At 40.0% G+C, this 14703-nt stretch carries 13 protein-coding genes; 9 read left to right on the plus strand and 4 right to left on the minus strand.

The window, feature by feature from the left end; genetic code table 11:
* Positions 1-21: 21 nt before the first annotated feature.
* The gene (locus V7K69_RS32255) at positions 22-864 is read right to left on the minus strand and encodes an RnfABCDGE type electron transport complex subunit D (RefSeq protein ID WP_335042270.1); all 843 of its coding nucleotides are present in this window, start codon (positions 862-864) and stop codon (positions 22-24) included.
* A gap of 291 nt (positions 865-1155) precedes the next feature.
* Between V7K69_RS32255 and V7K69_RS32260 the strand changes: the two genes are divergently transcribed.
* Positions 1156-1833, plus strand: coding sequence for a polysaccharide deacetylase family protein (locus V7K69_RS32260; RefSeq protein WP_335042389.1), 678 nt, complete (start codon positions 1156-1158; stop codon positions 1831-1833).
* 229 nt (positions 1834-2062) lie between these two features.
* Here the strand turns inward: V7K69_RS32260 and V7K69_RS32265 are convergent, their stop codons facing one another.
* The gene (locus V7K69_RS32265; RefSeq protein ID WP_335042272.1) at positions 2063-3040 is read right to left on the minus strand and encodes a carbohydrate kinase family protein; all 978 of its coding nucleotides are present in this window, start codon (positions 3038-3040) and stop codon (positions 2063-2065) included.
* A 363-nt stretch (positions 3041-3403) separates the two neighbouring features.
* On the opposite strand from V7K69_RS32265, the gene V7K69_RS32270 reads away from it, so the two are divergent.
* The 6 genes from V7K69_RS32270 to V7K69_RS32295 all read left to right on the plus strand — a co-directional run bounded on the left by V7K69_RS32270 (position 3404) and on the right by V7K69_RS32295 (position 8490).
* On the plus strand, positions 3404-3667 hold the full coding sequence (locus V7K69_RS32270; RefSeq protein ID WP_012410583.1) for a helix-turn-helix domain-containing protein: 264 nt from the start codon (positions 3404-3406) through the stop codon (positions 3665-3667).
* A 469-nt stretch (positions 3668-4136) separates the two neighbouring features.
* Positions 4137-4838 carry a DUF6391 domain-containing protein gene (locus tag V7K69_RS32275; protein ID WP_335042275.1) on the plus strand — a complete coding sequence of 234 codons (702 nt, stop codon included), beginning with the start codon at positions 4137-4139 and terminating at the stop codon, positions 4836-4838.
* 4 nt (positions 4839-4842) lie between these two features.
* Positions 4843-5079, plus strand: a complete 237-nt coding sequence (locus V7K69_RS32280) for a hypothetical protein (protein WP_335042277.1) — start codon at positions 4843-4845, stop codon at positions 5077-5079.
* 31 nt (positions 5080-5110) lie between these two features.
* Entirely contained in the window at positions 5111-6106 is a 996-nt protein-coding gene (locus V7K69_RS32285) for a glycosyltransferase (protein ID WP_335042279.1), read from the plus strand.
* Between the two features lie 52 nt (positions 6107-6158).
* Positions 6159-7253, plus strand: a complete 1095-nt coding sequence (gene rfbB, locus V7K69_RS32290; RefSeq protein WP_335042281.1) for a dTDP-glucose 4,6-dehydratase — start codon at positions 6159-6161, stop codon at positions 7251-7253.
* A 43-nt stretch (positions 7254-7296) separates the two neighbouring features.
* Positions 7297-8490, plus strand: coding sequence for a serine/threonine protein kinase (locus tag V7K69_RS32295; protein ID WP_335042285.1), 1194 nt, complete (start codon positions 7297-7299; stop codon positions 8488-8490).
* Positions 8491-8613: 123 nt separating this feature from the next.
* On the opposite strand, the gene V7K69_RS32300 is transcribed toward V7K69_RS32295, so the two are convergent.
* The gene (locus V7K69_RS32300) at positions 8614-10386 is read right to left on the minus strand and encodes a sensor histidine kinase (RefSeq protein ID WP_335042288.1); all 1773 of its coding nucleotides are present in this window, start codon (positions 10384-10386) and stop codon (positions 8614-8616) included.
* Positions 10387-11192: 806 nt separating this feature from the next.
* Here V7K69_RS32300 and V7K69_RS32305 point away from each other — a divergent pair.
* The gene (locus V7K69_RS32305; RefSeq protein ID WP_335042290.1) at positions 11193-11981 is read left to right on the plus strand and encodes a response regulator; all 789 of its coding nucleotides are present in this window, start codon (positions 11193-11195) and stop codon (positions 11979-11981) included.
* Between the two features lie 192 nt (positions 11982-12173).
* Here the strand turns inward: V7K69_RS32305 and V7K69_RS32310 are convergent, their stop codons facing one another.
* Positions 12174-12524 carry a hypothetical protein gene (locus V7K69_RS32310; protein ID WP_335042391.1) on the minus strand — a complete coding sequence of 117 codons (351 nt, stop codon included), beginning with the start codon at positions 12522-12524 and terminating at the stop codon, positions 12174-12176.
* A 568-nt stretch (positions 12525-13092) separates the two neighbouring features.
* Here V7K69_RS32310 and V7K69_RS32315 point away from each other — a divergent pair.
* On the plus strand, positions 13093-14643 hold the full coding sequence (locus V7K69_RS32315) for a hypothetical protein (protein ID WP_335042292.1): 1551 nt from the start codon (positions 13093-13095) through the stop codon (positions 14641-14643).
* Positions 14644-14703: the final 60 nt, after the last annotated feature.

Below are 14703 nucleotides of genomic sequence, written 5' to 3' on the forward strand. Positions count from 1 at the left end.
TTTAATTAGAGACGCGATGAATCAATTAGACGCGATGAATCGCGTCTCTACAAGAGGCACTTCTCCTGTTTCTTCATCTGCTTCTTGCCAAGCAAACCTTGGGGCTAACCACAGAACATCTAACAGGATGGTCAATGGTGCAAGGGCAAACAGCGCCCAGAAAACTGCTGTGGAAATAAAGAAATAATTCCGCAGGATAAAAGTTAATCCGGCGATGCAGATTGCCCAAACTACCCGCCCAATTCGGGAATTGGGGATCGATCGCGGATCTGTAATCATAAATAGGGCAAACAGCAGCAAAGACCCACTCATCAATCGATGCCAGTAAACATCCCAAGTCCAACCCAGCCAGAGATTGCGAATCGCCTCTAGCAAGGCGTAGGAACCTAAAAAAGCTGCCGTGGTGTCCCAGCGACCAACGCGCTGCAAAATCATGCCGCCAGTACCGGCAAATAATAGCCCATACCACCACTCTTCACCCCATTGTCCTGGCGAAACCCAAGCATCGGGGGTCAAAATCAAGGCAGATATGATGCCAAAATTGGTGGGATTAAAGAAATGCTTATCGCCAACTTGGAAGATAAATTTGCTTGCGATCGCAATTGCTGCGGCTATTGCCATTGTCGTCCAGTGATCAGCCCGCAACAACAGGCCCAGCCCCAAAGAGGTAATTAAAGCACTGCGAAGATTTGCCATTTGTTCTTTGCCAGTAACTAATGACAATATCCATTGGGTTGCTAGACTGGTGGCGATCGCTACCCCAATTAACTCTGGTCGCAGCGTCCAATCTCTTGTACCGATTCCCAATACTAGGAACAAGCCGAGAAATAGAATTTGATAATCTCGTATATCTTTGAGCAGCATTAATCCTTAAATTCCGGGATTACCCGTAGATTTGTCATCAATCTAGACGAGTGCTAGCTCAAATAGTAATGCTGTTACAGATTTTGTTACAAAGTGACTAGCAAGTTCATGCCCATCGCTTAATATTGCTTAGGGTTTCGAGTTCTAAGCACGAAGTTTTGTGTTCTGATAATTTGGCTAGAATATTGAGGCATTGTATGTATGCGGTGCGATCGCCTACGGCGGGGCTTCTCCTGTCGCAGTTTCGCAAGCAACACCTACAAAAAGTTGTCAGCAGCAGATAAACGCAAAATGCAGCTAGCTCCTCTATTCCCAGTTTTCTATCGTATTCTCCAACCGAGTTTTCCCAATTGCCTTTGGGGTGGAAATCCTCATACTAAAGCGATCGCATTAACTTTTGATGATGGGCCCCATCCGCAATACACACCAGAAGTTTTGGCAGTATTGGATCGCTACAACATTACAGCCAGTTTTTTTTGGTTGGGTGTTTGCGTCAACCGTTCACCAGCGATCGCTAAAGCTGTTAGCGATCGCGGCCACTGGATCGGATTGCATGGTTACGATCATCGCTCTTTTCCCATGCTTTCCCTGAATGAATTGAAGGATAGTTTAGAAAAAACCCAAGTTGCCATCTACAATGCCTGCAATCTACAACCTGAACAAGTGCGGGATGTGCGTCCCCCCAATGGTTTATTTACACCTGCTACTTTAAAATTGTTTTCTCAGTGGAATTACCGCTCAGTTATGTGGAGCGTTGTACCAGAAGATTGGGTACGACCAGGTATCACCACTGTGGTAGAGCGAATTATGCAGCAGGTCAAAAATGGTTCGCTGATTGTCTTGCATGATGGTGCTTGCGGTGGACAAGATGTTGCTGCCACAATCCAAATTCTTATTCCACAACTGCTACAACAAGGTTATGAGTTTGTAACTGTTGATACTCTGTGGCAGCAAGCTAAGACCAACTAAGGTGATTTACAAGAAATAAATTATCCAAATAAACCACAGAGACGCAGAGAACACAGAGTGAAGAGAAATAGCGACAATTTTGCTATCGACTTTGGGATATTTTTTTATTTGGAAGTCCCTAATGTCCTAGCTTGTTAAATAAAACGTAAAGAAGTTACCTGAATTCATCCATTTTCTAGTCGGGATATCAGCCGCTAAAGGCTAATATCCCAGTGGCTTATGTTAGTTCCTAGAGTTGATGTGAGGCTAGAAAAGCTTCAACTTCAGCATCTGTTGGTTGGGAAGCGATCGCGCCTGGTTTAATGGTAGTCAGTGCCCCAACAGCACTGGCATAAGTGACGATGCGTTTTGCGGTTTCAGCATCCCGCAAGCTGTGGATGCCGTAATGACTCAATTGATGGATGAATCCTGCCAGAAAGCTATCTCCTGCACCAGTGGTATCAACTACGGGAATGGAAAAGGAAGGTAATTTGCCTTCGTTCTCACCCAGACAGTAGGTGCAACCGTTTTCGCCATCTGTTACTAACACCCCTTCAATTGAAGCCAAGCGGTAAGTAATGGCTCCAGGATCTGCGGTTTCAAATAGCCATTCAGCTTCTTCTTTTGAGAGTTTGAGGAAATCTACTCGCTTAAATAATTCTGGAATTTTTTGATGAGCGATTTTTGGCTCGTCCCAAAATACAGGCCGCCAATTGATATCTAGAACAATCTTTAGATCGTAATGTTCTGCCAACTCTAGGGCGCGGTAAATTGCCTGTTCACTTTCAGGATAGGCTAATTCCAAAGTACCCAAAACCAGAAAATCTGCCTCTTGAAACAGCGCATCTGGCAATTGTTTGGCTTGCAGGCGAGTATCGGCAAATTCTGCGGTGTCATACTGACCAAATCCGGCGAAGGTGCGATCGCCAGCCAGATCCCGTGTAACATAAACTTGCCGCGTTGGTGCTGTGGGGTGACGTTGTACCCCCGTCGTATCTACACCTACATCTTGTAATAGCTTAACCAGTGCATTTCCTGGTTCATCTTCACCAACGGCTCCGATAAATGCTGCTGTCGTCCCCAGCTTGACTAAAGCACAGGCTACGTTAGCTGGAGCCCCTCCTGGATAGGGAGTCCAGGATTTAACTTCTTCCAGCTTTAACCCTAATTGATCAGCTAAACAATCAAACAAAATTTCACCGAGGCACAAAACACGGGAATTGCTCATTTCATTTTAGATTTGAGATTTCGATTTTGGATTAAGAATTTACAGTATAAAATCTACAACAATTTTTGCTAATTTGTCGCCAGTCCTTCATAGAATGAAATAGCAATTTTTACTACTCCATAACATCTATATGCTTCTAATTACCACCGAATTTATCTAAATATTTATACTAGCCCACAGACAAAAATAAGTGTTATAAAATACTTGTGTATTGTCGAGATTTATATTCTTGCCAACTTGAAATCCAAAGAAAATATTGACAATAGTATTACTGCTAATACTTGAAACCCCTACCAACAAAAGAATCTTCTAGAATTAAAAAGAGTGATTAAGTAGATATACCAAAGGAGGATAGAAATAGTCATGGCTGGTGGCAAGTCTGAGACCCCCGTTAGTCTGTCAGACAGAGAACTGCAAATTATCGACCTAGTGGCCGCTGGCTTAACTAACCAAGAGATTGCAGGAAAACTGGAGATTAGCAAGCGTACAGTTGATAACCATATCAGCAATATTCTGACCAAGACTGAGACCGAAAATCGAGTAGCTCTTGTTCGCTGGGCCTTACAGTGGGGCAAAGTCTGCTTAAATGATGTCAATTGCTGTCTTCTCCCTAACCAGATCGAATAAACAATTTACTAGTAGCAACCTAATTGCTATGGTCTGGTAGAATTGCAAGCCAATTTTGAGGTTGGCTGATTGTTTCCCTCCCCACGCCTAAGTTTTCAGTGTGAACGCTCTACCAAAAGTTCCGAGTCCTTCACTCAGCCGGAGTTTATGTTAGTGGAGCCAGCTGACCCTCGGACTCGGAAACTAAACCTCATCTATGTTGAAACCTAGAGTTTTTTAAAAGATATATTTATGTAGGTTGGGTGGAGTGAAACGCAACCCAAGATTACCAGCTTATTTATGTTGGGTTACGCGATCGCTGCACCCAACCTACAAAACTATGTCTCTTCCCAATTCCCAATGCCCCATGCCCCATACTTGATACCCAAACTCAACAATTAACCACAAAAATTAGCAACAATTCAGTAGTGCAAGCGTTACATTTGAGAGAAATCTATATTGCTCCATCGGCTTGGAGAGCGGTGTTCCAATGAATACTTCTGCTTCTTTTCAGGGTGGCTCGTCTCCCTTGAATTTTTTTAACTTTGATCTTAAAGCTCCTGTATCTGAGAAAGTTCCGAACCCAGAATACCGTCCCTTAGACTTTCCCCAACCCACACAAGATGCTGACTTACTCAGGCAGCTATCATTTATTCCAGGGTTGAAAGAAATTTTGATGATCCGGCAGGTTCACGCCTTAGAACACGCTACTGTTTGGGTTCTTAGTGATTCACAAAGTGGCCAACCTGCTAAAGGAAAAGCTACTAACGTTCAACCAGATAACGAACTATTAGGCGGTTTGTCTACTGAGCATGGATTTTACCTTTATGGTGAAGTAAATATTAGTGATTTGCGCCGTGCGGTAGCACTTGCTCGACATCGCCTCACCAATGGAGAATGGGATTTAGCTGTACATCCCCGTTGCGGCACAAATTTATCGGTAGCAATGCTCTTAACAGCTGGACTAGCTGTTGGTGTACATCTGTTATTACCATTTCGACCAATCGAGCAACTTATCGGTTTGGGGTTAGCAGCGACGACAGCAGCTGAACTCGCACCTGATTTAGGTTTTATGGCGCAGCGTTACTTAACAACTGCCATTCCTTTTAACCTAGCAATTGAAAATATTACCCGCACACGCGATGTTTGGGGGCGTGATGCACATTTTGTTAAAGTGGGCTGGCAAGAGTAATCTTATGGAATCAAAATCACGCACCTTCAAAGAAACCGCAAAAGAAACAACTCTACTGTTTGCAGGGGGCGCTGGCGCTGGACTAATCATCTTTGCCCTGTTCGGCGGCTTATGGCACGTCACTCACTTTTGGTGGGTGATGGCAGCAACTACAATGTTCTGCGGTTTATTAGCCGTAGTATTCCGTCAAAACTTCCAGAAGATGTTAGATGCTTTGATGGATAATGCTCCCTGGATGTAGGAACACAAGGTTAAATGTTTCCTTAAAAATTATGAGAAAACTTTACTTCTTACTCCCCGGTACAGATGGCAAATTTGCCTGTGGTGGCCTTTGGGCTGAGTTAAAAGCACTTAATTTGGCTCAGAATTTCTGTAGTGCTGAGGTTGTAACTTACCGTCAGCGAGAAAAAGATAAGCTTTTTATTGATGATTTACTAAAAGAGAAAAATTTAAATGATGTAATTTTTGTCATTAGTTGGGGATTTGATATAGCTCAACTCGTGGCTAAACTTAAGCAATACAATGTGGTTTACCATGCACATAGTCCAGGTTATCCATTTAGACTACCTGCGAGTATTCCGATTGTTACTGTTAGCCGCTATACAATGGGATACTGGGGAGAAAAATCACCTAATTCTCTGATTTATTATTTGCCCAATCAAATTTCTGATGAGTTTCAAAATTTAGGTCTGGAACGGGATATTGATGTTTTAGTCCAGGCTCGAAAATCTTCTGAGTATTTAATTAAAGAATTGATTCCAGCGTTGCAAAAACGTTGTAAAGTATTGGTTGTTGATTCATACATAGAAGATTTACCCGGACTATTTAACCGAGCTAAGGTTTACCTCTATGATTCGGCTGAGTACTGGGCACAACAGGGCGTTAGTGAAGGATTTGGGCTACAACCAATGGAAGCTCTTGCCTGTGGCTGTCAAGTATTTTCTAGTGTTAACGGAGGACTGGCAGATTACTTAGATCCTGGCTTTAATTGCTATAAAATTGCTGGATATTCTCAAGAATATGATGTGCAACGTATTCTGAAAGTGATTGATTCTTCAGCAGCTTTTAGTTTATCTGAAGATTTTTTCACTGAGCATCGGACTGAAAATATTATTAAGCGTTTCCAAGCTATTCTAGATGAGTTAAATGAGTTTTTCGATCACAAGATCCAACAGCCATCTAATATTAAGAGTTTGACGAAAATACGTATGGCAAAATTACTCGCTCAGAGGATATATGGAAAGCTAAGGAAAAAATATTTTAAGTAATATAAATGAACCGCAGAGGCGCAGAGAACACAGAGATAAGAGAGGAAATGGAATGAGTCGGCGGTTATTAGTTACTGGGGGTGCGGGGTTTATTGGGGCGAATTTTGTCCATCACTGGTGTCAGGTTTATCCAGATGACCGGGTGGTGGTGTTGGATGCGCTTACATACGCGGGGAATCGTCTGAATTTGGCGGCGGTTGAGGGAAGAGAGAATTTTCGGTTTGTGCAGGGTGATATTTGCGATCGCACCATCATAGACAACCTATTATCAACTGAAAATATAGATACTATCGCTCATTTTGCTGCTGAATCTCATGTTGATCGTTCGATTCTTGGGCCGGCGGCTTTTGTACAAACTAATGTGGTGGGAACTTTCACGCTGCTGGAAGCTTTTCGCCAATATTGGGAGGCTAAAGCACAGCCATCTGATTATCGTCTCCTACACGTTTCGACTGATGAAGTCTACGGTAGTTTGAGTCCAAATGATGCAGCTTTTTCGGAAACTACACCTTACGCTCCTAATAGTCCCTATTCAGCCTCAAAAGCTGGTAGCGATCACTTAGTCAGGGCCTATTATCATACTTATAAACTTCCTACAATTATCACAAATTGCTCTAACAATTACGGGCCTTATCAATTTCCCGAAAAGCTAATTCCCCTGATGTGCATCAACACTTTAATAGGTAAACCATTACCTGTTTATGGTGATGGTAAAAATGTGCGGGATTGGCTTTATGTGGTCGATCATTGTCGTGCTTTGGATGTGGTAATCAATCATGGTCAACCAGGGGAAACCTACAATATTGGTGGCAACAATGAGGTAGAAAATCTCACCCTGGTGCAGCTTTTGTGTGAAATGATGGATGAATTAGCACCTGATTTACCAATCCGTCCAGCAAAGGATTTGATTACTTTTGTCAAGGATAGACAGGGACACGACAGGAGATATGCAATTAATGCGAACAAGATTAAAACTCAGCTTGCTTGGACACCTTCTGTAACAATTGCTGAGGGTTTACGTTTAACTGTTGAATGGTATCTCAATCATCGTGATTGGTGGGAACCTCTGCTGTCTGCGGAATATCAAGCTTACTATCGCAAAAATTATCTCATTCCCACAATTTCTCTAGATAATGACTATCCTTGAATATAAGGGAATCAGATCGGCGTAAACTGCCAGCAGGTGTAAGATGCTGCAACCAGAACAGATATTACAAGATCGTTATCAAATCCAACACCAACTTGGTAACAATGGAATTCGTCAAACTTGGCTTGCAAAGGATTTACTAGCCTCTGATGGCGAAAATTCGACCGTTGTGGTCAAACTTTTAGCCTTTGGCGGTACTATACAGTGGGATGATTTAAAACTTTTTGAGAGGGAAGCACAAATTCTTAAAACAATAAGTCATCCCCGCATTCCTAGATATATAGATTATTTTTGTATCGACGATCGCACTCTCTGGTTTGGCTTAATACAAGAATATATTCCTGGTGAGTCGCTTAAACAAAAACTTTCTCTTGGCAAAAGGTTTACTGAAAAGCGAGCGAGAAAAATTGCCGGTGAGATTTTAAATATTCTCATGTATCTACATGAGTTAAATCCAGGGGTGTTACATAGAGATATTAAACCGAGTAATTTAATCTGGGGCGAAGATAATCGGATTTATTTAGTTGATTTTGGTGCAGTACAAGATAAAGCGGCAAGAGAAGGCGTTACTTTCACCGTTGTCGGTACTTATGGTTATGCCCCAATGGAACAATTTGGTGGTCGAGCAGTTCCAGCTTCTGACCTCTATGCACTAGGTGCGACTCTGATTCATTTGCTCACTGGGACTTGCCCCTCTGATTTACCTCAGCAGGATTTACGACTGCAATTTGCAGACCGAGTTAATCTCAGTCCTAGTTTTACCAGTTGGCTACAAAAGTTAATAGAACCCGCTCCCGAACAACGATTTACTGATGCCCGCCAAGCGCTGAATGCTCTCAAATCTGGTCTGGCTGTGAAATCTGCAAACAGAAGTCAGCTTTTACCGTTAAAAGAAATAATTAACAATTCTGGATGCGGCATAAGTAATCAAAATGAAACAGTTCCAGAGGAAATTCTCGGTTGGAACTGGGGCGCATTTCTCATGCCTTGGTTGTGGATGTGGCCGAATCAGGTATGGTATGGGCTATTCTGTTTTGTACCACATGGTTGGTGGTTGATGGCGATCGCACTCGGTGCTAAAGGCAATGAATGGGCTTGGAAAAGTAGGCAGTGGCGCAGTATTGAACAATTCAAAGCCCATCAAAGAGGCTGGGCGATCGCTGGTATTCTCATTGGAGCGCCTATTAGTATTATGCTGTGGGTTCGAGCGATCGCTTTGCTCAAAGCTGCATTTTAGTTGGGAATTGGGAATCCCTTCTCTGCGATACCTTCAGGGCAAGTGGGCATTGGGAATTGGATAATATCAATAATCCTTGTTCCCCTGCTCCCCCTGCCTTTGAAGGGTAGGAGTTTTGTGCGATTAGTTTTTAGTCTTTACAGGAATCTTAATCACAAATTCTGTCCCTTGCTCTGGAACAGAAATACAGCTGATTTTTCCGCGATGTCGTTCGACTATAATCTGGTAACTAATCGATAGACCTAAACCCGTGCCTTTACCCACAGGTTTAGTAGTAAAAAAAGGGTCAAATAATCTTGCACGCACTTTCTCATTCATTCCACAACCATTATCAGCAATGGTTATTGCTACCCATTCTGGCTCAATTACTTCAGTGGAAATACGAATTACTGGTAATAGACAATTGGCTTTTTCTAGTTGATTATTAGGTCTAAACCATGATTTACCACTATCTTGTAATGCATCAATAGCATTAGTAATGATATTCATAAAAACTTGATTTATTTGAGCAGGATAGCATTCTATTAAAGGTAATTGACTATATTGTTTAACAACTTCAATTTCTGGAGTTTTATCTGTAGCTTGTAAAAAGTGCTTTAAAATCATTAAAGTACTATCGATACCTTCATGAATATACACTTGTTTAATTTCTGCTTCATCTAAACGAGAGAAATTTCGCAGTGAGCTAACAATTTCAGTAATTCGTTCCGTTCCTACTGTCATAGAATTGAAAGTTCTTGTCAGGTCTCGAATTAGGAAATTTAAGTCATTCTCTTTAACTAACTCTTTGATTTCTTCGGGAGGATCTGGATAATATTTTTGATATTTCTGGATTATTTCCAGAATAGAATGTGTATATTCTTTAGCATAGCTGAGATTACCATGAATAAAGTTAACAGGGTTATTAATTTCATGAGCAATACCAGCAACGAGTTTTCCTAAACTAGACATTTTTTCGTTATGTACTAGTTGAATTTGAGCTGATTGAAGCTTTTTTAAAGTCTCTTGAAGGGAAGCATTTGTTTGTTCAAGGCGATCTGATTGACTTATGGTAGATTGCTCAGAAACATCTAATAGCTGATTTAGTGTTGTAATCTGTGAATTAAGATATTGAAACGTTTCATCACCTGTTGTCGTTGAAATATTCTCACCTACAAGAGGCTGCTCTTGCTCAGTAAAAGTTTTTTCATTTTCAAAAGGTAGTATTGCCATTTTTACGTTTAGTGCTAAAGGACGAAATAAATCGACGCTTATCTGAGGAATAGCAACTTTCAAGAACATGATAATTGTAAATATGTTACCTGAAGGCAATAATCCTCCAAATCCAACTACAGACTTGATATTATAAGGAATTACAAATGATGTTTGTGAAGGAATATAAGGACTACCCAAGGCATCAGGGATATAAAAGACGTTATACATCTTCTGTTCTAAATCAGTTAATAAATTTAGGTCTGGTCGCACTACAACATCAAGATTTAACCCTAGTTGTTGGATAAGTTGAAAAATCATAGGTATTTGAGCAATCATCTCTTTACTGAAGAGAGGAATTACCTTATGTCCCTCAGATTTATGCCGTGAGTTCCATTCTGGTTTTTGTCCAGCAGTTGACAATAAAGTTAAACACTTAAGATTATTTTTTAGTACATCATTGCTAACAAGATTATGTGTATATTCTTGTAAATTTGGTGGGAGTTCTGCGTAAGAGTGAGTTTTGAAAAAACGGACAAGCGCACAGGATCTTTCACCAGATTTGAAATCAATTAAATTGTTATAAAGATATTGGACAATATGATTACCAACTTCCTCCATGCTGTTAGCTTTTTTGCCTAAACTACGCAGAGCTAAACCACATTCTGACATATCTCTCATAGTAAACATTTGCAAGTCATACATAATATATATCCATCTCCTAAAAAATATTAATTAACAGGTTAAGATTAATAGTATGAGTAGAAACTGTGAAAATTAAAATACATTTTTTTGTAATATGCTTTTAATAAGTCATGATAAAATACATCTTCCAAATAAAAGAAGCAAGAAAATTTATAAATAGAGTTAGTAAAATTTTTAATCCACGGTTTTCTTTAGTGTAAATGCCTATTTTCCGTGAATGATTACCTGAGAAGCAATTGCATTTTATATGCTTTTTAAGCTAGGAAACTGAGGAGCCAGGATTATAAAAGCTTGTTGAAAGTGATTCACATTATAAATTGACGTAATAATATATTATTTTTGCAGTGTTTTACAACATTAACTGCAATACAAAAAAAGTACAATCAGGAAAATCCTTAAATGATTTAAGGATTTTCCTAATTATCAGAAAATAATGATAGATTAGGCTTTAAAAGCCATAAGGTTCCTAGATCTATGCAACAAGCGATCGCAGACTGTAAACCAGTAGAAGAGAAAGATTTAAAGTAGTCTTTTATCTCTTTTAATAAGGCATCAACTTCTGTATTTTCACGGATAAGATAATGAACTTTATAGAAATTTTATGTACACAATCAGTAACAGCACCACAGTTGATCAGCAGTGATAAGCAAAGTTTATGCTACTGCAACTAGATGAGAGAAGGAACATAATGCTGATTTGCATTGTTAGGAGTAGTAATTGTAGAGATTTTGATTGTTTACAAAATCAATCATTGAATGAAAGTCTGTAAAAAACGGATATTAGATATATAGTTAACCAATAGTCTTATGGACACTTTTATAACAAATATTCATCGGATTCTTATTGTCGAAGATGAATTTATTCTTGCAATGAATTTAAAAGAAAATTTAGAGTGGCTCGGATACACTGTTGTAGATATTGTAGATTCAGGAGAAACAGCAATTGAGAAAGCAACTGAACTTCGCCCAGATTTAGTTTTAATGGATATTAAATTACGGGGTGGAATGGATGGTATTCAAGCGGCGCAAGAAATTTGGGATTGTCTCCAAATACCTTTTATTTATATTACAGCATACTCTGATCAAAGTACTGTAGAAAGGGCGACACTGAGATTTACTTGTGGATATATTTTAAAACCGATTAGTCAACAAGACCTCTATGTTGCTATTCAAACAGCACTTAATATTATTAAACACAAACAAGCAGAGCTAGTGTTATCTAAAGCGTATGAAGAATTAAAAATAAAAGTTAAAAACTATACAACAAAACTTGCTTTAGTTAACGATGAATTAAAATTAGAAATTACAAGACCTCATCAACTAGAGTCAGAATTATCGACAAAAAAGGAACGTATCTTTACCAACAAAAAGCCTAGCTCTTTATTAACACCCCGCCAGATTGAAATCTTAAAATTAATTGCAGAAGGTCTTTCCACAAAAGAGATTGCAGAGTTATTAAGCATCAGTACTAAAACGGTTGAGGCACACCGAGTGCATTTGATGAAACGACTTAATATTTATGATGTTGTTGGTCTAGTACGCTATGCAGTTAGTATAAAATTAGTAACTTTTGATATCCAAAATAATTCCAATTAGCTCAACATAGTCGATAATATCTATGACATATAGAACAGTAAACTGAAATATATATTTCAGTTCATGAGTGAAATAAAAAATAAGTTTAATACGGAAAAGTAAAACTCTGTTGACAAATTAAAAACATTGGCATATCCAATGCAGAGTTAGAAGTTAAGTTGGCTCACCGACTTGATGACAAGCTACTATATACTATATTATGTGTTGATAATTTATCCAAGCTTCCCAAAAAAGATAGATTGATAGTGTGCCCAAGAAGATGCGAAGCACTAAACTTACAGTAGAATCTGGCAGTTTTGGTAATGTGCGAGTACTCATCTGAACGCCTAAAAAACCAGCATATCCTAAAACTAAACCTTGAGCAAACAGAATATTTCTCTCTAATGTGTGTCCTGTACAGGCAGCTAAAGCAGTGATGACAATTACACCCAAACTAGTCTTAATTGCTACTTTAATTTCTTCTCCTAATGGAAAATTTGGTTCTCTCAGTCCTGCAAACTGCCAAGTTTTACCGCCATCTAGACTGACTTCGACACGGGTGATTTTTCCTTTCCCAGACCAAGAACGTCCACGTAGTAAATGGGTTGGAGCCGAAAGCGTAGCGGGCTAAGCCAACTCGAAAGCGCTTTTAACATTTTGATAGGTAATCACCTTACCTTTATATGGTGCGATCGCTCAAGATTATAGAATTATCATCGAATAATAGATACTTATACTGACATCTATTCTAAGTAATAAATGAGTCAGGAGAAAAATGTATTACAGGGGATGTTTGAGATTTAAACCTTAAGATAGATGCGATTGCAGAAAATAAAGTATAAGCTAATGCAGTTTTTTCATGTAAAAAAACTTCCGTGGGACAGAGACACGACTGTTTTAATCTCCCCTGCTCCCTGCCCCGTTCCCCCTGCCTCTTCTTGACGGGGACGAGCATCATAGTGTTATAACGGCATCAGTCTAGATCCAAAATAGGGAACACCAATTGATGATGAATTGCTGGTGCCTGGAGAGAGTTAAACTTAGCTTCTAGAGCAAACCCTGATTAGACAAAGTTGATAAGCAATGCTAATGCCAGCACTGCTGATATTTTTAGGCAGGTGGGTCAAGAGTGATGAATGAAGCTGACACATCAAATAAGGGGGCTGTGATGGAATCCCTAAATTCTGCTAATTCGCCACAATCGGAGCAGGCGAGTTGTCCCTTTTACTCAGTTGTGCCTAATGACAATATGGCAGTTAAGCAACTGCCACTCCTCATGCCAGCTGAAGATACACAATTTTCAAAAGATACCACCCAGCAGGACTGGGTTGCAGAACCGGAAATCGGCAAGCAAGCACTTATTGATTCAGAATTTCAGAACCTGCTGGCATTGAACGAAGAATTGCGTGCAGCTAATAATAACTTGTATGAACAAGTAGAGCAGCTAAAAGACAACCTAGCTGAGTCTGAAAAGGTTTTGCAGTGGCAGAAAACGCGCTCTAGCGTTACCGAGTCGATGCTCAACCAACATACTCAAGAATTAGCTGCGGCTCAAGAACAGATAAAATCCTTATTTCAACAATTAGAAACTGCTGTACAAACTGTTCAACGCCAGGAAATTTTTACTGATAGTTATAAAGCACAGCTACAAATTAGCCAGCAACGCCTTGCCCAGCTAGAGCGAGAATGTACGTTGTTACACACTAGTAACAGCGAACAGTCTGAGCAGTTATTGCAGTCAGAAACTGTTTGTCGAGAGTTACGTACTAGACTGATGCGACAACAACGTCAGACGCTGCAATTTAAAGCGGCTTTGGAAAAATGTCTAGATACATCGGTTCCTAGCTATGACTCCTTAGAAGATACTGCCAAACATCCCAAAGACATAACTAGTAGCCAAGGAAGATTTTCTAGAAAAGCTCGGTCTTTGTTTCCTAACGCCCAGCCAATTCAACCTTGGTCAGCAGAATCAGAATCATTGACTGAAAATGAAGATGATTCTTGGGGTGAACCGTCAGCACCAATCCCATTCCAAAGAACTGAACCGACTCCACCGCCACCATCTTCTTGGAACTGGTCAGTTAAACAAAATACGCCAAAATCAGCAGAACCTCCTGCCCCCTCTCCAAAAATTGACGATTCCCCAGATACACCTGAAGCTGTTTCAACTTCGGGGTCATCCAATTTAGATCAGCAGTTAGATAGTCTCATCCAAATGTTTTTCACTTCCCAGCCTCCATCTGCATCACCACCGCCTACTGCAAAAACAGATGCAGATGCTAATAATGCCCCTGTCTGGGAGACTTTAGCAACAATATTAGAAGACGATGAAAAAGCAGAAAATCCACGGGAGAAGGAGTTGGAGGCAGAAATTAATCCCTCTGTAACTACCTCCACTTCTTGGACGACAGATTCTGTACTTTCACCAGCTAATAACTTACTGGTGTCTTCTAACTCTTTCCACACTGAGCCGCCTATTGGAGAAGGTGAAGATTACTGGTCAGAAGTGTCTCAATTGTCACAGTTGGAATTATCAGAAAATGATTTTTCCTCAGAGTCATTAAGTGATAACACCAATGACGGGAATTCACCTTCACCTGTGGTTTATCCCCAACGTCCACCCAAGGGGCGTAAGTCGTTGGCATCTGTGGAACTACCGAATTTTCGCCCCAAAGGTCAATAGTTAGTTGTCATTTGTCATTAGTTAGTTATCATTTGTCATTTGTCATTTGTCAAACTACTA

It is taken from the genome of Nostoc sp., from assembly GCF_036917775.1.
Taxonomy (GTDB): domain Bacteria; phylum Cyanobacteriota; class Cyanobacteriia; order Cyanobacteriales; family Nostocaceae; genus Nostoc.